The 19,534-nt window shown below is 52.5% G+C and carries 17 protein-coding genes; 5 read left to right on the top strand and 12 right to left on the bottom strand.

The features are described 5' to 3' along the window. Nucleotides 1–63: 63 nt before the first annotated feature. The 3 genes from dinG (at nt 64) to O6D90_RS15475 (ending at nt 4,459) form a co-directional block, all read left to right on the top strand. Nucleotides 64–2,214 carry an ATP-dependent DNA helicase DinG gene (gene dinG, locus O6D90_RS15485; protein ID WP_046274637.1) on the top strand — a complete coding sequence of 717 codons (2,151 nt, stop codon included), beginning with the start codon at nt 64–66 and terminating at the stop codon, nt 2,212–2,214. 29 nt (nt 2,215–2,243) lie between these two features. Continuing rightward, the gene (ybiB, locus tag O6D90_RS15480; RefSeq protein WP_016156063.1) at nt 2,244–3,212 is read left to right on the top strand and encodes a DNA-binding protein YbiB; all 969 of its coding nucleotides are present in this window, start codon (nt 2,244–2,246) and stop codon (nt 3,210–3,212) included. 161 nt (nt 3,213–3,373) lie between these two features. Further along, nucleotides 3,374–4,459, top strand: a complete 1,086-nt coding sequence (locus O6D90_RS15475; RefSeq protein WP_016156064.1) for a malate/lactate/ureidoglycolate dehydrogenase — start codon at nt 3,374–3,376, stop codon at nt 4,457–4,459. A gap of 98 nt (nt 4,460–4,557) precedes the next feature. On the opposite strand, the gene ybiJ is transcribed toward O6D90_RS15475, so the two are convergent. The 5 genes from ybiJ to mcbA all read right to left on the bottom strand — a co-directional run bounded on the left by ybiJ (nt 4,558) and on the right by mcbA (nt 9,021). Beyond that, nucleotides 4,558–4,818 (bottom strand): DUF1471 family protein YbiJ, encoded by a 261-nt coding sequence (gene ybiJ / locus O6D90_RS15470; protein ID WP_016152363.1) that lies wholly within the window; start codon nt 4,816–4,818, stop codon nt 4,558–4,560. Between the two features lie 300 nt (nt 4,819–5,118). Then, nucleotides 5,119–5,385 (bottom strand): DksA/TraR family C4-type zinc finger protein, encoded by a 267-nt coding sequence (locus tag O6D90_RS15465; RefSeq protein ID WP_003035233.1) that lies wholly within the window; start codon nt 5,383–5,385, stop codon nt 5,119–5,121. Nucleotides 5,386–5,460: 75 nt separating this feature from the next. Continuing rightward, the gene (gene ybiX, locus O6D90_RS15460) at nt 5,461–6,138 is read right to left on the bottom strand and encodes a PKHD-type hydroxylase YbiX (RefSeq protein ID WP_016156066.1); all 678 of its coding nucleotides are present in this window, start codon (nt 6,136–6,138) and stop codon (nt 5,461–5,463) included. A gap of 43 nt (nt 6,139–6,181) precedes the next feature. After that, nucleotides 6,182–8,467: a catecholate siderophore receptor Fiu gene (locus O6D90_RS15455; RefSeq protein WP_016156067.1), complete on the bottom strand. Its 2,286-nt coding sequence runs from the start codon at nt 8,465–8,467 to the stop codon at nt 6,182–6,184. Nucleotides 8,468–8,760: 293 nt separating this feature from the next. Continuing rightward, the gene (mcbA, locus tag O6D90_RS15450) at nt 8,761–9,021 is read right to left on the bottom strand and encodes a DUF1471 family periplasmic protein McbA (protein WP_016152367.1); all 261 of its coding nucleotides are present in this window, start codon (nt 9,019–9,021) and stop codon (nt 8,761–8,763) included. Between the two features lie 210 nt (nt 9,022–9,231). On the opposite strand from mcbA, the gene rlmF reads away from it, so the two are divergent. Continuing rightward, the gene (gene rlmF, locus O6D90_RS15445) at nt 9,232–10,158 is read left to right on the top strand and encodes a 23S rRNA (adenine(1618)-N(6))-methyltransferase RlmF (protein WP_016152368.1); all 927 of its coding nucleotides are present in this window, start codon (nt 9,232–9,234) and stop codon (nt 10,156–10,158) included. Here rlmF and ybiO read toward each other — a convergent pair. The 6 genes from ybiO to rhtA form a co-directional block, all read right to left on the bottom strand. Beyond that, nucleotides 10,155–12,392 carry a mechanosensitive channel protein gene (gene ybiO / locus O6D90_RS15440; RefSeq protein ID WP_016156068.1) on the bottom strand — a complete coding sequence of 746 codons (2,238 nt, stop codon included), beginning with the start codon at nt 12,390–12,392 and terminating at the stop codon, nt 10,155–10,157. The genes rlmF and ybiO overlap by 4 nt on opposite strands. 118 nt (nt 12,393–12,510) lie before the next feature. Continuing rightward, the gene (gene glnQ, locus O6D90_RS15435) at nt 12,511–13,233 is read right to left on the bottom strand and encodes a glutamine ABC transporter ATP-binding protein GlnQ (RefSeq protein WP_003035246.1); all 723 of its coding nucleotides are present in this window, start codon (nt 13,231–13,233) and stop codon (nt 12,511–12,513) included. Next, the gene (gene glnP, locus O6D90_RS15430; protein ID WP_003035248.1) at nt 13,230–13,889 is read right to left on the bottom strand and encodes a glutamine ABC transporter permease GlnP; all 660 of its coding nucleotides are present in this window, start codon (nt 13,887–13,889) and stop codon (nt 13,230–13,232) included. Before glnP ends, glnQ begins: the two co-directional genes overlap by 4 nt. 107 nt (nt 13,890–13,996) lie before the next feature. Then, complete coding sequence (gene glnH, locus O6D90_RS15425; RefSeq protein WP_016152370.1) at nt 13,997–14,743, bottom strand: glutamine ABC transporter substrate-binding protein GlnH; 747 nt, start codon at nt 14,741–14,743, stop codon at nt 13,997–13,999. Between the two features lie 365 nt (nt 14,744–15,108). Continuing rightward, nucleotides 15,109–15,612, bottom strand: a complete 504-nt coding sequence (gene dps / locus O6D90_RS15420) for a DNA starvation/stationary phase protection protein Dps (RefSeq protein WP_006685362.1) — start codon at nt 15,610–15,612, stop codon at nt 15,109–15,111. Between the two features lie 303 nt (nt 15,613–15,915). Then, nucleotides 15,916–16,803: a threonine/homoserine exporter RhtA gene (gene rhtA / locus O6D90_RS15415; protein ID WP_016156069.1), complete on the bottom strand. Its 888-nt coding sequence runs from the start codon at nt 16,801–16,803 to the stop codon at nt 15,916–15,918. A 411-nt stretch (nt 16,804–17,214) separates the two neighbouring features. Here rhtA and ompX point away from each other — a divergent pair, with 411 nt between their 5' ends. Then, a complete protein-coding gene (gene ompX, locus O6D90_RS15410; RefSeq protein ID WP_016152372.1) occupies nt 17,215–17,730 on the top strand; it encodes an outer membrane protein OmpX in 516 nt (171 codons plus the stop codon). Nucleotides 17,731–17,793: 63 nt separating this feature from the next. Here the strand turns inward: ompX and O6D90_RS15405 are convergent, their stop codons facing one another. Beyond that, a complete protein-coding gene (locus tag O6D90_RS15405; RefSeq protein ID WP_016156070.1) occupies nt 17,794–19,380 on the bottom strand; it encodes a phosphoethanolamine transferase in 1,587 nt (528 codons plus the stop codon). Between the last annotated feature and the right edge of the window lie 154 nt (nt 19,381–19,534).

Here is a 19,534-nt window from a genome sequence, read left to right as displayed (position 1 = left end):
TTTGCGACACGTATCAGAAAGTGCCACAATAGTGGCTGTTTATACAGTATTTCAGGTTTTCTCATGGCACTAACGGCTGCGCTAAAAGCGCAAATTGCCGCCTGGTATAAGGCGCTTCAGGAACAGATCCCCGACTTTATTCCCCGTGCGCCGCAGCGGCAGATGATTGCTGACGTCGCGAAAACGCTCACTGGGGAAGAAGGGCGGCATCTGGCAATTGAAGCGCCGACCGGGGTGGGGAAAACGCTGTCGTACCTGATTCCCGGTATTGCCATAGCGCGTGAAGAACAAAAAACGCTGGTGGTCAGTACCGCCAACGTTGCTTTACAGGATCAGATCTACAGCAAAGATTTACCGCTGCTGCGCAAAATTATCCCCGATCTGCGTTTTACCGCCGCGTTTGGTCGCGGGCGTTATGTCTGCCCGCGTAATTTAGCGGCGCTGGCCAGTAGCGAACCCAATCAGCAGGATCTGTTGGCCTTTCTCGACGATGACCTGACGCCCAACAACCAGGAAGAACAAAAGCGCTGCGCCAGGCTAAAAGGCGATCTCGATAGCTACAAGTGGGACGGGCTGCGCGATCACACGGATATCGCTATCGACGACGGACTCTGGCAGCGCCTGAGCACTGATAAAGCCAGCTGTTTGAATCGTAACTGTCACTACTATCGTGAATGCCCCTTTTTTGTCGCCCGCCGTGAGATTCAGGAAGCCGAAGTGGTGGTGGCTAACCACGCGCTGGTGATGGCAGCCATGGAAAGCGAAGCTGTTTTGCCGGAGCCGAAGAACCTGCTGCTGGTTCTTGATGAAGGTCACCATTTGCCGGACGTCGCGCGCGATGCGCTGGAGATGAGCGCAGAAATCAGCGCCCCCTGGTATCGACTGCAGTTGGATCTGTTTTGCAAATTAGTGGCCACCTGCCTGGAACAGTTTCGTCCAAAAACCACGCCGCCGCTGGCGAATGCCGAGCGTCTGAACGGTCACTGTGAGGAACTGTATGAGCTGATTTCATCGCTCAATAACATTCTTAATCTGTACATGCCTGCGACCCAGGAGGCGGAACACCGCTTCGCGATGGGCGAACTGCCTGCGGAAGTGATGGAGATTTGTCAGCGTCTGGCGAAGCTAACAGAAATGCTGCGCGGTCTGGCGGAACTGTTCCTCAACGATCTCAGCGAAAAAACCGGCACCCACGATATTGTGCGTCTGCATCGGGTTATTTTGCAGATGAATCGGGCGTTGGGCATGTTTGAGGCGCAAAGCAAACTGTGGCGGCTGGCTTCGCTCGCGCAGTCGTCAGGCGCGCCGGTGAGTAAATGGGCGACGCGCGAAGTGCGTGACGGGCAGATCCACGTCTGGTTCCACTGTGTGGGGATCCGCGTGAGCGATCAGCTTGAACGACTGCTGTGGCGCAGCGTACCGCATATTATCGTGACCTCCGCCACGCTGCGTTCGCTCAACAGCTTCTCGCGTTTGCAGGAGATGAGCGGGCTGAAAGAAAAAGCAGGGGACCGGTTTATCGCGCTGGATTCACCGTTTAATCACGTTGAGCAAGGCAAAATCGTCATTCCGCAGATGCGCTACGAACCGTCAATTGATAACGAAGAGCAGCATATCGCGGAAATGGCCGCCTATTTCCGCGAACAGCTGGAAAGTAAAAAGCATCAGGGCATGCTGGTACTCTTTGCCAGCGGTCGGGCAATGCAGCGTTTTCTTGAGCACGTTACCGATCTGCGTCTGCTGTTGCTGGTACAGGGCGACCAGCCGCGCTATCGACTGGTGGAGCTGCACCGCAAGCGGGTGACCAACGGCGAGCGTAGCGTACTGATTGGGCTGCAATCTTTTGCCGAAGGGCTGGATTTGAAAGGCGACTTGCTGACCCAGGTGCATATTCACAAAATTGCTTTTCCGCCTATCGACAGCCCGGTGGTGATCACCGAGGGCGAGTGGCTGAAAAGCCTGAACCGCTACCCCTTTGAGGTGCAGAGCTTGCCCGCGGCATCGTTCAATTTGATCCAGCAGGTTGGGCGACTCATTCGTAGCCACGGCTGCTGGGGAGAAGTGGTTATTTATGACAAGCGTTTATTGACCAAAAGCTATGGCAAGCGTTTACTGAACGCATTACCCATATTTCCGATAGAGCAACCTGCTGTGCCAGACGTTATAGTAAAACCAAAAGAAAAAGCGAAACCCACGCGTCGCCGTCGGCGTTAACGATGCGAGCAACAGGCAAGGAGTTATCGATGGATTACCGCAAAATCATCAAAGAGATTGGGCGAGGAAAAAATCACGCGCGTGACCTGGATAAGGATACTGCTCGCGGACTGTATACCCATATGATGAACGGCGAGGTGCCCGATCTTGAGATGGGCGGTGTACTGATTGCGCTGCGTATTAAAGGCGAAGGCGAAGCGGAGATGCTGGGCTTTTACGAAGCGATGCAGAACCACACCATTCGCCTGACTCCGCCAGTGGCCAAACCCATGCCGATTGTCATTCCCAGCTACAATGGCGCGCGCAAGCAGGCAAATTTGACTCCGCTGCTGGCGATTTTACTGCATAAACTGGGCTTCCCGGTGGTGGTGCACGGTGTCAGCGAGGATCCAACCCGCGTGCTGACTGAAACCATTTTCGAACTGATGGGGATTGCGCCGACGCTGCATGCCGGGCAGGCGCAGGCAAAGCTGGATGGTCATGAGCCGGTGTTTATCCCGGTGAGTGCGCTGTGTCCTCCGCTGGAAAAACAGCTGGCGATGCGCTGGCGAATGGGCGTGCGTAACAGTGCGCATACGCTGGCTAAATTAGCCACGCCGTTTGCCGAAGATGCCGCGCTGCGTCTTTCCAGCGTTTCCCACCCGGAATACGTATCGCGCGTGGCGAAATTTTTCGGCGATATCGGTGGGCGTGCCCTGTTGATGCACGGTACCGAGGGTGAAGTGTACGCCAACCCGCAGCGCTGCCCGCAGATAAGCCTGATAGATTCGTCCGGCGTGCGAGTGCTACAGGACCGGCAGAGCGAGATGCCCGATGAGCCGGTCCCACTGCCGGTGGCTAAAGACCCGGAAACTACCGCGCGCTGGATTGAGCGTTGTCTGGCGGGCAGTGAGCCGGTTCCGGCATCGCTGAAGATCCAGATGGCCTGCTGCCTGGTAGCAACCGGTGAATCCGCGACGCTGGCTGAAGGACTTGGCCGCGTCGAGCAAAGCTTCTGATTTTTCTTTCTCTCGACGGGTCATTTGCCTGGCCCGTCGCTTCACGCCTTCCGGCAACGTGAAATTTCTGCACGTTTATTGATCTCCTGAGCGCTGTGGCGCAGCATAGTTTGTTGAAAAATAAGAACCACAATCAACACGCGACACAACAGGAGATAACAATGAACAGTGGACATCGCTTCCATGCGCCAACACTGCACGCCTTTATCCAGGCCGTTTTTCACCAGATGGGAAGCAATGAGCTGGAGGCGCGGCTGGTGGCCGATCATCTGATAGCCTCTAACCTCGCCGGCCACGACTCCCACGGTATCGGCATGATCCCAAGTTATATTCGCTCATTTTCGCAGGGACACCTGCAGATCAACCGCCATGCCAAAGTGGTCAACGATGCGGGAGCGGTGATTACGCTTGACGGCGACTGCGCATTTGGTCAGGTGGCGGCCCACGAGGCAATTACGCTTGGGATCGAAAAAGCGCGCCAGTACGGTATCGCTGCCGTGGCATTACATAATTCGCACCATATTGGACGCATTGGCTACTGGGCGGAGCAATGTGCGGCGGCGGGTTTTGTTTCGGTGCACTTTGTGAATGTGGTAGGGATCCCGATGGTCGCACCGTTTCATGGCCGCGATAGTCGATTTGGCACCAACCCCTTCTGTGTGGTGTTCCCACGTAAAAATACGTTCCCGTTGTTGCTGGACTATGCAACCAGCGCCATCGCGTTTGGCAAAACCCGCGTGGCATGGCACAAGGGTGAGCCGGTGGCTCCGGGATGCCTGATTGATGCTAATGGGGTACCCACAACCGATCCTGCCGTAATGCAGGTCTCTCCGCTGGGGTCGTTGCTGACCTTCGCCCAACACAAAGGTTATGCGCTGGCGGCAATGTGCGAAATTATGGGGGGAGCGCTTTCTGGTGGTAAAACCACACATGAAGAGAGCCTGCAGACCAGCGCGGATGCCATCATTAACTGTATGACGACCATCATTATGAATCCGGAACTGTTTGGCGCGCCGGACTGCGACAACCAGGTCGCGGCATTTGCTAAGTGGGTGAAAGCGTCCCCCCATGCTGAAGATGCCCCGATCCTGTTGCCAGGGGAGTGGGAGGTGAATACTCGTGAAGAACGGCTGGAGCAAGGTATTCCGCTGGATGCCGGAAGCTGGCAGGCGATTTGCGAGGCGGCGTTGCAAATAGGGATGCCAGACGCCGTGTTGCAGGAATTCCGTCAACGACTGGAACACTAAGCAAAAAAAAAGCCCGTCCAGTGGCGGACGGGCAAACAAAGGGTAACAAACAGGGTCAATGAGGGTTGGAGCATTGGGTCGTACAGGTAATCTTTCGGTTATTTATAGATAACCGCGGTGCCGCTCATTTTGTCTTTGCCGATAGCGGAAGTGATGCTGTAACCCGTTGCGCCAGCAGCCGTCGCTTTTTCAGCCAGTTTTGCTTCCAGGCCGTCCAGCGTGGTGGCGCCGTCAGCAGATACCACACCAATTTTGTTCATGTTTTGCGCCTGAGTAGAGGAAACTGGCTCGGCAGCGAAAACGCCAAATGACAGGGTAGACAGAGCGATGGCGGCAACAGCAAATTTGATATTTTTCATGATTAATTTCTCGCAGGTTTGTTCTGTTAGTCAGTGTTCTTTAAGAAGACGTTGTTTCGTCGATGTGAGAAGTATCACGTTTTTTTATGCGAGATAAAATCGAATAGAATTGACGACATCAATCAAAAAAATTGAATGACAAATAACTTATTGAATATTAATAAATTCGAAAGAGGGATTTACAGTTCTTGTCATTGCGCTTTACAGAGAAACCGACAACGGCACATTTTGCTACACAGAGTGCAAAAAAGCGTGCTCGTAAAGGAAATCGTATGCGCTGAAACTTTCGGTAAAGATAAGTCAACGTAGCTGGCTGTCTTTCGAACCTCTGCGATTATATCCTGAAAATGCTGCGCTATGTGAATCTTTATCCTGCTGGCATGTGATGCACAAGCGTACGCCGGGCACGGCCTCCCGTCTGGCCTGAGGGATTGGATTGCCACATTCTTCGCATTCATACAGACTTTCCCCCGTCGGTAACTCACCGCGGGCGCGGGCAACAGCATCTTCAATAGTATTGTTGATCTGTTCGTTAACAGCGTCGTCATTTGCCCATCCGGATGCCATACCTACCTCCTGCTGATGTCTACAGAATAAGTATAGCGAATGTGATGGCTGAAAAACGACCACGTGTCAGCGGTATCAGATTTCAGACCATTCGCGCAGCAGGTTATGGTAGAGATTGAGAAGCGACAGGATCTCGCTACTCTCCCCATGACGTGTCTTCAGGGACTGGATGTTTTTATCCAGTTCAAAAAGCATGGCGCGATTTTTGTCGTCCCGGATCATCGACTGGATCCACATAAAGGATGCCACCCGAACCCCACGGGTCACCGGCGTAACGCAGTGCAGGCTGCTGGAAGGGTAAAGTACCAGATCGCCTGCCGGAAGTTTTACCGCATGCTGGCCGTAGGTGTCATTGACCAGCAGCTCTCCTCCCTCATAATCGTCGGGATTACTCAGGAATAAGGTGGCGGAAAGATCTGTGCGCATCCAGCCGTTTTGCGGATGACTACGCACCGCGCCGTCAACGTGAAAACCGTAGGTCTCGTTGTGCTGGTAGCGATTGAACAGCGGTGTGGAAAGCGTTTTCGGTAATGCAGCGGCGAAGAATAACGCGCTGTTGTTCACCGCGTTTTGTACCGCCTGTTGTAAAACGCCGTAACGTTCACTTTGCGTATTCACCTGCTGGTTGTTTTTAACCTGCGCGCCCTGAGCGCCGGTGGTTGCGCGGCCATCAACCCAGTCGGCAGCGTCCAGTTGTTCGCGAAACCAGGCGACATCCTGCGCCGACAGAATGCCGGGAATGTGATACATCATCAGTGTTTCTCCTGAAAGTGGGGCTTACGCCCCACGTAAAAGATCAGAAATGCATATTTGCCGTGAGCAGGAAGGTTCTTGGCTCACCCGGATGGTAACGGTATCCGCTCTTGTTAATGGAGGATACATAATCGGTGTCGAACAGGTTATAGACGTTCAACTGGAAATCGAGATTGCGATTCACGCGATAACCCAGTTTCGCGTCGGCGACCCAGTAACCTTCGGTGTAGGATGGCGTACCCACGGCCCCGTCGGAACCGCGATGCATACTGCCCACGTAGCGAGCGCCCGCGCCAACGGAAATATTATCGGTAGCCTGGTACTGGTTCCACAGCGTGAACGCATGTTCTGGCGTATACGGCAGAGATGAAGAACCATCCTGAGCAACGTTTTTGCCGCTGTGGATCGTCGCGCGCTGCTGGGTGTAACCCCCAATAACCTGCCATGCGGGAGTGATGTTCCCTGCTACCGAGAGTTCGTAACCTTCAACGCGCTTCTCCCCGTACTGGGAATATGTGCCGTCGTCGTTCTGCTCAACTTCGTTCTCAATATCCGTACGGAAAATCGCGGCAGTTAACAGCAGGCGCTTATCCAGCACCTCCCATTTGGTGCCGATCTCGCTGGTTTTCGCTTTCTGCGGTTTGAAATCGGTACGGTTCGCACTGTTACCGCTTCCGCCCTGAGCGAGGGCAAAGTTGCTGCCGCCCGGCGGTTGCTGAGAAACGGCGTAGTTAATGTAAACGTTACCGTTATCGGTCAGGTGATACAGCGCGCCCGCTTTCCAGTTCACCAGATTGCCTGATTTGGCAGTATCCACGGTGGTGACCGGAGAACCTTTCGCCGCGCCTGTCGGACACGCGACCGCGCCGCGACCAGAAGCGCCGCAAGCGGTGGCGCTGTCATATTCCGTGCGGTAATTGTCGAGGCGAATACCACCGTTTAGTTCAAACTCACGGGTAATCTGTAGCGTATCAAAGGCGTATACACCGAAGGTATCGGTTTGCCCGTTAGCATTAGCGCCGTTACGAGACAATCCGCCGATATTCACATTGCTGTCGGGATGATAGATATTTACCGACGGCGGGGTGATCGGGTTTACACCATAGTTGGTTTGCGTTTCACGCGTTAGCTCCACGCCGGTGCTGATGTCGTGACCGATGGCTCCCGTGTAAAATTTTGAGGTCAGGTTGGTCTGGTTGGTCAGGATCTTATTGCTGACATCTTTGGTATTTGCCAGGCGTGACCAGGTCCAGGTGTCGACGCTGCTGGTGGGTTGAGTGATGTTAGTCGCGCCGCCCATCACCGCCGTCATCAGATAATCCTGCTTAATGCGTGACCAGCGGGTGGTGTTGCGAATAGTGGTGCTGTCGTTCAGGTCATGTTCAAAACGCATCGTTGCGGTATCGGTCGTCGAATCGTCGTAATCCGAGTTGGTACCGTAGAAGTTATGCGTATCCACTTTTCCTGACTGATTCAGTGCAGCAGTCCCCGCGGAAGGCGCGGAATATCCCGGCAGACCGATGGTGGGGACACCGCCATCCGGAGTGTTGTGCTGGGTGACATGCAGATAGTTCAGATACAGTCGGTTCTCAGTGCCTAAGCCAAAGGCGAGAGAGGGGGCCACACCATAACGTTCATTCTTAACGTTATCGCGACCGGCATCATGCGTTTTTTCACCCATCAGGTTTAACCGTGCAGCGGTGGTCTCGCCGATGACCTGGTTAATGTCCAGCGTACCACGGCGGAACCAGGCGCTACCGACGCTGGCCGAGGCATCGATCCCTGAGTCGGTGCGCGGCTGTTTGCTGATCATATTGATGGAGCCCGTTGGTGCGCTACGGCCATAGTCGGTGCCGGAGGGGCCTTTGATCACTTCAACCTGTTCGGTATTGAAAGTGTCGCGCGTAACGCTGCCAATATCACGGATACCGTCGATATAAATACTGTTCGAGGTATCCGCACCACGCATGTATACCGCGTCACCGGTAGTGGAGTTGCCGTTCTCACCGGCGAAAAACGCGCCAACGCCCGGTACGTTTTTCAGCGCATCGGTCAGATTGGTTGCGCCTTGATCCTTAATCACCTGCTCAGAAATCACTGTCATGGTGCGAGTTGTATCCGCTACCGGGCGGGAGAACTTAGGGTCGGCAGACTGCGTTGGGGCGTATAGAGAAGGTTTGGCCGCTTCAACAACCAGCGTATCTTCTTGTTTTTTATCTTGATCGTCCGCGGCGACAGCCTGAGCTACCGGAGACAGGCCAATACACAGACCGGCAAAAAAAGTCAGTGAATGAAAACTACTGGCAGGCAAATTGCGATTTTTATCCATGTTAGTGAGTGACTTATTATTTTTTGAGTAGACGGTTTCACTCGCGCGAAGGGACATCTCTGTGGATGTTATACCCTGCAGGCCTCGCGGGAGTGAGTGTGTAATTGATAATGATTTTGATAAGCATTACTAATCAGTGCGACGTTTTAGCATTCATTAATTCAAAAATAAATACATTTATTTACATTGGATTCAAAATTGCTACACGATGATTACAATTTGAGCGGTGAACGACGTGAACAGCAGGTAGCAAACTGCATTCGGGGTGAATGCAGTTGGGCTAAGGTGAGGGACTACTTATAGATAGTTGCGCTGCCGTACATCTGGTTTTTACCGCCCGCAGAATTGACGACAAAGCCTTTTGCGCCTTGCTCTTTCGCTTTCTCTGCCAGCTTGTCTTCGAGATCGCTCAGGTTAGAAGCTCCGGTAGCGAAAACAGTGCCGGAAGCTTGTAGCTGGCCGGTTTGAGGGCTGGTGTAGGGCTGTGCAGCAAAGGACGCAAATGTCATGCCGGTCAGTACGGTAGCGGCAAGGAATGTGAGGCATTTCTTCATGGTGATATCCTCTGAGAAACAACAGGTCGTGCCTGATAAGTTTAGGCCGTCAGTGGATAACATTTACCGCAAAAAACTGGTGATGAGATGTCTGTTTTTTGAACAATCAGCAAGCCATCAAATAGGTATAAAAAAAGCAAATTTCCTTGCTGTGTGTTTACCGCGTGGCGTTATGCGGGTATCTTACGCCGCTGTTAAAAGGAGAATGCTATGTCCCCCCAGAAACCGGGATTACACCCACGCAACCGCCACAATGGCCGTTATGATCTTGCGACTTTATGCCAGGTTACACCCGAGTTGACGCAATTTCTCACCCTCACGCCAGGCGGCGAGCAGAGTGTTGATTTCGCGAATCCGCAGGCAGTGAAGGCGCTCAATAAAGCACTGCTGGCGCATTTTTATGCGGTGAAAAACTGGGATATTCCAGACGGTTTTCTGTGCCCGCCGGTTCCTGGTCGCGCTGACTACATTCACCATCTGGCCGACCTGTTAGGTGAAACCAGCGGAACCATTCCGGCAAATGCGAGCGTGCTGGACGTGGGAGTTGGGGCAAACTGTATTTATCCGTTGATCGGCGTGCATGAATATGGCTGGCGATTCACCGGTAGTGAGACCAGTAGCGAAGCGTTTAACAGCGCTCAGGCGATCGTAAATGCCAATCCGGGGTTAACTCGTGCTATTCGTCTGCGTCGCCAGAAAGATGCTACGGCAATCTTCAACGGTATCATTCACAAGAATGAGCAATATGAAGCCACATTGTGTAACCCGCCGTTCCATGATTCTGCGGCTTCAGCCCGCGCCGGAAGCGAGCGCAAACGTCGTAATCTGGGGCAGGATAAAGATGATGCGCTGAACTTTGGCGGGCAGCAGCAGGAGCTGTGGTGTGAAGGTGGTGAAGTGGCGTTCATCAAAAAAATGATCGCCGAAAGCCAGGCCTTTGGCCGTCAGGTGATGTGGTTCACCACGCTGGTTTCGCGCGGTGAGAATTTGCCTCCGCTGTACCACGCGTTAACGGATGCGGGCGCGGTGAAAGTGGTTAAGAAAGAGATGGCCCAGGGGCAAAAGCAGAGTCGCTTTATTGCCTGGACCTTTATGGATAACGATCAGCGTCGCCGTTTTATGGCGCGTAAACGCTAAAGCGTTGGCTCGGTTGGCGGCAGCGGTTCGCTTGCTGCCGACGCAGGGCCATTCACCGGTGCAGGCAAAACCTGATACGTCTGTACCGGCGCGCGTACGTTGGCCAGATCGAAGTATTTCTTCACCTGGCTGTCGAGCGCGAAACGTACCGTCCACTGTTTCAGCGGTAATGTGGTAAATGATACCCGTAGCGTGAAGGCCGTATTGGTTAACCCCACAATCCCGGCAAACGACGGCTCGCCAATAATCAGCCCGCGAATATCGTCCTGTTCCATCACTGCAGCCACAGCGTCTTTCAACGCCTGATTCGCTTTATCCGCATCCTCATGGCGGTCTACGTCGTAATTGGCGACGACCGATCCAATCCCGCGCACAAAGTTGGCGAAGGTCGTTATCGATGACCAGGGAATGATATGGTACGCCCCGGTGTCCTGACGGACGCCCACAGAGCGGATGGACATCCGTTCAACCGTACCGGTGAGTGGACCGATGGTCACCAGGTCGCCGGTGTTCATGCCATTTTCGAACTGAATAAAGATCCCGGTAATAATATCTTTTACCAGCGTTTGCGAGCCGAAAGAGATAGCCAGCCCCAGCGCCCCGGCCCCGGCCAGTAAGGGCGCGATATTGACGCCAATTTCGGATAGCACAATCATGATGGTGATCGTGCTGATGATCACCGCCAGCGCGTTGCGAAACAGCGTCAGCAGGGTGCGGGTACGGGCGCTGGGGAGCGGGCGGCCGTGAATATCGGAAGCCAGACGATTTTCAATCAGGCTGGCAAGGATCGTCCAGCCGATGGCGGAGAAGAATAAAATCAGCGCGATACGGATCAGGATATCCACCGTTTTTTCTCCTGCGCCGTAATGCAGCCAGTTCCAGAAGTCGAACAATCCCCAGGCATTCAGTAGCAGCATTACCGCGACGCACACCGTCAGGATCCTGGCCACGCTTAACGCCGTCGACAGCCAGCCATTCAACCGTTTTTGTAATTCCGGATAGCTGCGCTGGGTGTGTGGAGAAAGGGTAATGGTCTTGGCTATCCAGCGGGAAAGCATACCGGAAACAAAAGCGGCGATCCCGATGATCACCAGGCTGCGCAGCGTAGCGCCCATCATGAATTTCAGGCTGTTGCCAGGATCAAACAGCGAGAAGAAAAACAGCACAATGAAGTAGGCGCTGGCCAGCCAATGCCATACCAGCGCAAAGGCGCGGATAAACAGGCTGAAAAACGCTAACGATCTTTCCGCCAGATTCAGCAAATGCTGCGTTATCTCTTTCTTGTTTCTGAAAATCAGGTACAGCGCCCATAGGGTGATACACAGCATGATGATGACGTTGGCCATCGCGCCGACCTGCACGTTGACCTGATTCGAGATAATGGGAACGGCAACGATAAGTCCGTATCCAATCAGGCTGCTCAATGAACTTAAACGGCGATTCCAGTAGCGCGCACCGGCATCCTGAATGTTAAACGGGCGCAGTTCGGCCACCGTTGGGCAAAATATCAGGCGTAGAATGGCTTTGAAGAACTCAATCAACGCAAAGGCATTGAGAAACAGACTTTGCTGAAAGGCGATAGTGCGGCTACCGGCGTTCATTCTGTCGCTCAGTATCTGCCCGACAAACAAAGTCAGCGCCAACAGAAGCAAATCGATAATGAATGCGCCGATGATCATCGTCGGAAGCTGGAGCCAGTTGCTGCGTTCGCGGTTTTTCCGTCGTGCCCATTGCCCCATTTTGCGATACAGCGGCAGCGCGCACAGGCGAAGCAGCCAGAAAAAACCGAACACTGACGCCGCCAGCATTAAAAAATGGGTCAGGGCATTGGTGAACGTTTGCGGGTTAAAGGTCTTGTGTGGTGCATCGGTAATATTGCGGTAAAGCTGAGCAAAGCGGCTGGAGAGCGCCTCACCGTAGTGGCGGGTGACATCCGTGACGTTTTCCAGCACCGTTTTTTCTTCCGTTAACGTGGGCGGAACAATGGTTGGCACCGGCTCGGCAGGGGGCGCTGTCGCCACTTTGCGTAACTGACCGATCAGTTCCTGGCGCGAGGCGTCATTTTCCAGCACATCAGCCAGTGCGCCGTAGGCCGCTTTCTTCTGTTCAACATCCGGCTCTTTCGCCGGCGCGGTTTGCGCGTTGGTTGACGTTGGCGTAGTGACGCCAGGTATCGTCACCGCCTGAGTCGGGAGACTCACCAGACAAACAAAGATGAACAGGATCCAGCGCATGACTCCTCCCATGAGAAAATAAATTCAAAAGGATAAGTATAGATGTCAGGGCGGGGGAGAAATGAAATGAGAGGATTCTGGTGAAAAACCTCCCTTCAGGCGAAGGGAGGGAGAGCTATCAGGAAACGTGCTGCAAGAATTCCTGTAAACGTTGGCTGGGCGGATTTTCAATCAGGGCCTGCGGATTACCGTCTTCGGCAATACGTCCCTTATCAATGAAAATCAGGCGTGAAGCCACTTTTTCGGCAAAGCCGATTTCGTGGGTCACAATCACCATGGTCATCCCTTCCTCCGCCAGATCCTGCATAACTTTCAGAACTTCGTGGCGCAGTTCCGGGTCCAGCGCTGAGGTTGGCTCATCAAACAGCATCATTTTCGGCTTCACCGCCAGCGCTCGGGCGATCGCCACACGCTGCTGTTGACCGCCAGACAGCTCAGAAGGGTAGTGATGCGCACGCTCGGCCAGACCTACTTTCGCCAGCAGCTCTTTAGCCAGTTTCTCGGCCTGTTCTTTATTCGCCCCGCGTACGCGCTGCGGTCCGAACATGACGTTTTCCAGCGCCGTCAGATGCGGGAACAGGTAGAACTGCTGAAACACCATCCCGGCTTCCTGGCGGATTAACCGCTCGTCTACCTTTGGATCGTTTACCTTCAGACCGTCGACGATCAGATCGCCAGAGGTTATCTCTTCCAGTTTGTTAATGCAGCGCAGCAGGGTTGATTTGCCGGACCCGGATGGCCCGATAATTACCACCACTTCGCCCTGCTGAATGTTCAGGTCAATATTGTGCAGCACCTGGGTTGGGCCAAAGTGCTTAGAAACGTTTTTAAATTCAATCACAGGATTTTCATCCTTCTTTCCAGACGACGCAGAATGAAGCTCAGCACCAGCGTAATGATCAGATAGAACACCGCAACGGCGCTCCAGATTTCCAGTGCGCGGAAGTTACCAGCAATGATTTCCTGGCCCTGACGGGTCAGTTCAGCGACGCCAATGACAATAAACAGCGAGGTATCTTTAATGCTGATGATCCACTGGTTGCCCAGCGGTGGCAGCATACGACGCAGCGCGAGAGGTAAAATAACGTGGCGGATAGTCTCTGTACGTGAAAGCCCAAGCGCCAGTCCGGCTTCGCTGAATCCTTTATGGATTGAGAGCACCGCGCCGCGGGTGATTTCCGCAATATAGGCGCCGGAGTTGATCATGATGGTGACAACGGCGGCGCTAAAGGGATCAATGCGTAAATCGTTAAATGCCATTGGCAGGGCAAAGTAAATAAACATCACCTGCACAACGATTGGCGTACCGCGAATGACTTCGATAAACACCAGCGCTACGTGGTTGGCTATCCAACCGCCGAAAGTACGCGCAAACCCTGCTGCAAGCCCGATTATCAGACCGCCTGCCAGACCGAGGACCGAGATCCACAGGGTCATTTTGGCGCCTTCAATCAAAAGCGGGATGGCGGGCCAGATGGCACTCCAGTCAAACTGCATATTTCGTTCCTGTTACCGTGGTGAGAAAAGTAATGAGCCATAACGCGATGACTCAAAATTGCAGGCCCGGCGGCGCTGGCGCTACCGGGCGTTACAGAACGTTCTTGTTATTTAGGTTCGGTGCCGAACCATTTTTTGTAGATTTCGTTGTATGTGCCGTTCTCTTTCAGCGTTTTCAGCGCGCCGTTCACTTTCTCACGCAGTTCATCGCTGCCTTTCGGGAAGGCGATACCGTACTGCTGGGCTTCCAGGGATTCGCCTACAGCTTTGAACTGACCGTTGCCAGCGGTTTTGATGAAGTAAAGAATGTTTGGCGTGTCGTGCAGTACGGCGTCTGCGCGGTTGGTGCCCAGTTCCATATATGCGTTATCGATATTCGGGAACTGACGCAGATCTTTGGTTTTGATGTTAGCTTTCGCGTAATCAACGGAACCCGTGCCGCTCTTCACAGCGACGACTTTACCATCCAGATCTTTCACGCTTTTCACGTCGTTATTATTCGCTTTGACCATCACTAACAGACCGCTTTTGTAGTAGCCGTCAGAGAAGTCGATCGCTTTCTTACGCTCATCAGTGATGGTGATACCCGCCAGCGCCAGGTCGATATTCTTGGTTTGCAGAGCCGGGATGATGCCGCTGAAATCCATTGGTTTCAGTTCATAATCCAGCTTCAGTTCTTTGGCCACGGCAGCCCACAGATCCACATCAAAACCAACGTATTTGTCACCCTGTTTGAATTCGAACGGTACAAATGCGGTGTCGGTTGCGACAACCAGTTTCTTATCTGCGGCATGGGAGGACACCGCAAAAGCCAGGGTAAGTGCAGCCAGTGAGACTTTTAATACAGACTTCATAGGATTTCCTTTTATATCCACGGGGCGATCCCCTGCGAGAACATATGGCTTAATGAAAAAATCGTGCCAGTTTTGCAACTCATTGTTTTAACAAGAGGGTGTCTCGTTTCTCTGCACAATAAGTAGGGCAAAGTGGGCAATCTGCACTGTTTTGGGGCACTCATTTGGTGCGTACCTGACACAGTGCAAACGGTATGACTATTTAGCGTAAAAATTGTTGATAAAACAATCTTTCGTTAACGATTGTGTGAAGTGATTATTACAAATAATTTACTTTGGAGTGACGAACGATCAATGTCATGCACCATAGATGTGCAAAACCCCCGCCAGGGCGAGGGTTATATAGGTAATTCTTATGTCTGCTGTTATTCAATGTTGGCTTCGATAAACCACAGGAATTTGTCGAGGTCGCGTGAAGCGGCGGTGAAGATATCTGCTGTATCTTCGTCTTTTGCTTCGCTAATGGCTTTACGGACGCTGTTAGCGACGACGGCATAACGATCGGCCAGCTCTTTTAAGTGGTCCTGTACGCTATGGATATCCAGCGGATAGCTTTTCAGAGGCGTTTTGCTATTAATAACCTGGGTGGTACCCAATGCCACACCGCCTAACTGTACGGCGCGCTCAGCCATGGTATCGAGGTGGTCGGTCAGGGCAGTACGGAAGCCATCGAGCATTTCATGCACAGCAATGAAGTTCGCGCCGCGCATGTTCCAGTGAGCCTGTTTGGTGATCAAAGACAGGTCGATGAACTGGATCACTTGCTGATTCAGCAGCTCTACGGTCGCTTTCTTTTCGCTATCTGTTACATCGTTGCGGGTATAAAGGAGGGCAGATGCTTTTGTTTTTACCAGTTTTGCGGTACTCATATTTTCATATCCTCTTGATAATTATGTCCCAGCTCTTCAACGGGAATAAGTATAGCGTGAATTTTGGATTTATTTTTCTGGTGTTACCTATCACTTTAATAGCGAAGAGAGGGGTGGATATGAAATAACTAATAAAATCATATGGATATAGTGGTTATTAATGGAGGCGTGTTATTTTTATGTTAATGTAAAAATTTCAAGAAATATGCAGATGAGAAAATTATATTTATTAGAATAATTATCACGCAGATTTACAATTGGATATTCTGCATGATTATGCAAACCATGCAGAATATTAAGTGGTTAATTCACGTCAACTTGCTTAATTTGTGGTTCTTTGCGAATAGTGAGCGTCGAACCCATTGATGCGACAATAATGGCGCCCAGAGCGAGCGTCTGGACAAGCGTCAGCGTTTCACCGAGGAAGATCATTCCTGAAACCGCAGCCAGTGCAGGTTCCATACTCATCAGAGTACCAAAAGTGCGTGTTGGCAGCCGCGTCAACGCAATCATCTCCAGCGAGTAGGGAAGCGCAGTGGAGAGGACCGCAATGGCCAGGCCTAACGGCAGAATGGACCAGTGCCACAAGGCATCCCCAGCCTGGAGCGCGCCGATGGGTACAAAAATCAGCGCCGCAATTAATGACCCTACCGCAACGGTCGCCGGACCATGTTCCGCGCCGGCACGCTGCCCGGTAAGAATATAGATTGCCCAGCAGGCGCCAGCGCCCAGCGCCAGCGCAGCACCGGTTAAATCCACGTGAGAAACGTCCTGACCTAACGGCAGCAGGAACCAAAGCCCGAGTACAGCCAGTGCAACCCAAATGAAATCCACCGGACGTCGGGATGAAAACAGTGCTACCGCGAGCGGGCCGGTGAACTCCAGCGCTACGGCAATTCCCAGCGGGACGGTCTGGATTGACAGATAGAAGAGATAGTTCATCCCGCCCAGAGACAGACCATAAAACAGCAGCGGCAGGCGTTGTTCTTTGGCGAATCGCAAACGCCAGGGTTTAAAGAAGGCAATAAGGATGAGGGTGCCCAGCGCAAGGCGCAATGCGGTAACGCCCGGCGCACCGACGAGTGGGAATAGCGATTTTGCCAGAGATGCTCCGCTTTGAATGGAGGACATAGCAATAAGCAAAACCAAAATAGGCAACCAGACTGGCGCTTTACGTGACGACCCCGGCATCCTTTCTCCTGTCAAATGATAATTACACGCCTTCATCTGCGCGACGTTGCAAATTTGCTACGACACGGATGACGTGATGTATAGAAAAGTAAAACAGCGAGTGTAATGGAAATACGCACCGCTGGTTGAGTATTCGTTGAAAAAAAAATTGCTCAGTTCCGTACAATGGCATGAAAGTGATGGATTAATAATCTGTGTGATTAGGAATATTCTGGATGAATGTGCCATATTGTGCGCGCAATAATGGCATTTTTGGTTAGAAAAGTGATGTTAATTGAAAGAGATAGCGGGTTTCTGAAACGTTCTGTTACATGAAAGACCCTGTTAGACATCGCGAATCGCAAAGAGTTTCCCATCAATTTTTGGTATATTTAAAACTTAGGATTTACTTGAAGCACATTTGAGGTGGTTATGAAAAAAATTGCATGTCTTTCAGCACTGGCCGCTGTTCTGGCTTTCTCCGCAGGTACTGCTGTAGCTGCGACTTCTACCGTTACCGGTGGTTACGCTCAGAGCGATGCTCAGGGCGCAGCGAACAAAATGAACGGTTTTAACCTGAAGTATCGCTACGAGCAGGACAGCAACCCGCTGGGTGTTATCGGTTCCTTCACTTACACTGAAAAAGATCGTACCGATGCGTCTGGCGACTACAACAAAACCCAGTACTACGGCATCACTGCTGGCCCGGCTTACCGTCTGAACGACTGGGCAAGCATCTACGGTGTAGTGGGTGTTGGCTACGGTAAATTCCAGAACGCTGCATCCCCGGCTGATAACCACACCACCAGTGACTACGGTTTCTCTTACGGTGCTGGTCTGCAGTTCAACCCGATCGAAAACGTTGCTCTGGACTTCTCCTACGAGCAGAGCCGTATTCGTAGCGTTGACGTTGGCACCTGGATCGCTGGCGTGGGTTACCGCTTCTAATCACTTCGGTGATACAAAAAATCCGCCTCTCGGGGCGGATTTTTTTTGTGCGCAATTCAGAGATTAACGAGATTTGGTCTCAAAGATGTCGGTACCCAGATGGTTGTAGTCCACCTTCTGCAATTTGAAGTTGGTGATGTACACCGGGCCAGCCTTTTTCTCTGAAATAAAGCGATAGCTGTTGGTGATTTCCTTCGCGCTTATCCCCGTCCACTGCGAGAAAAAGCTGAGGAAATCATTGGCGGAGCGACGGGCTTTAATCACCCGGTGCGCTTTATCATCGCTCGACAGCACCATAAATGGTACCTGGAAATTCTGCTGGAACTGATCGTCATGCGCCAGGTACTGCACCTCTTTCCCCCGCTCTTTAAACGCGAGGCCATGATCGGAGAAATAGACCATCGAGAAGCTGTTACCGCTGTTACGTAACTGATCGTAAAGCTGGCGCAGCAGGTCATCCGTCTGCGTCATGGTGTACAGATAGCAAGATGTTTCTTTCGACTGGACGAAAGTCTCGTATTTACCCTGCGTACGGTCGCAGGCCTGCGGATGCGAGCCCATTAAATGCAGCACGATAAGCTGTGGCTGAGTGCGCTCGGTTGCCAGCACCTGGGCGGTCATCTTCAACAACGCTTCGTCACGGGTATTTTTATCCGCTTCGAAATCACCGCTTTTGAGGAACTGAACTTCATCAGCTCGCTTCGCAATGCTGGCGATGGCCGTATCGTATTCACCAATCTGTCCCTGATTGGAGAACCACCACGTCTGGAATCCCGCGCGGTTGGCCAGAGTGACAAAGTTATCCTGGAACTGGGGTTTATTGTCGACCACCCGATTTAGCGTCAGGCCGAGTGATTTTTGTGTCGAACCGCTTGCCGCAATGTAATCCGCGAAGATGTAGCCGTTAACGGAACTGGCAAACGGCGTGTTATCCCAGTGACCACCAAAAGCGCCTAACGCATCGCGGCGGGCGCTTTCGCCGATGACCACCACGTAGGTATGATACTTCGGCTTCACGGCGGTTACCGTCCAGCTGTCTTTCACGCTCGCCAGCTTCGCCATACGCTCTTGTTCGTCGAGCACTTCGTTGTTATTAACGATAACGTCCTTGGCAAAGCGGAAAACCGGATAGCCAGTGTCTTTCAGCTTGAACACGCCGCCCCAGGCCAGGTTTTGCACCGGGGTTACAAAGAACGCGACAACGCTGAACAGCAAACAAATGCTGTCGAACTTGTTCCAGCTACGCTGCTGCACCTCTTTTTTACGGCGTACGGCGATAACACCGAGGGCGAAAATAAACACCCCCACCAGATAACTGTACCAGGGGAAGATGGTCAGGATTTCAGTAGACTCTTCCATATTGGTTGAGTGCAGCGCCAGCAAGGTATTGAAGTTCGGCGAACCGTAAGCCTGGCCAAACGGGAAGTACATTGCCGCTACCAGCGAGCAAATGCCAATCAGCACTTTCTGCGCACGCGGCGCGCTGCGCCACAGCAGCATCAATATACAGGTGAAAGCAACGCTATAGAGCAGGCTAAGCGGATAGCCCAGCGCAAGGTTGATCAGCAGAGACTGTAAGAAATAGAGGCCAGTCCACGGACTAATCGCCCGGCTACGAGCAATGATTGAATCTTTGAGGGTTAAATTCATATGCCACTGTTACAAAAACGCCATGTGCTTACCCTGGCGCTAAGGGTCATTGCCTGCCTGAGAGAGCGAGAAGGGGGATAGGGTCCGCATCCGCGAGCCGCAATATATGCAGGGCTGCGAAAAGATAGAGTGTGTGCAAGAGAAGGTCAACTAC

The sequence above is a fragment of the Citrobacter sp. 21OH12SH02A-Citro genome (assembly GCF_027919895.1).
GTDB classification, from domain to species: Bacteria; Pseudomonadota; Gammaproteobacteria; order Enterobacterales; family Enterobacteriaceae; genus Citrobacter; species Citrobacter braakii.
Note: the sequence above shows the minus strand (reverse complement) of the source record. Positions and strands in the feature narration are given on the sequence as shown.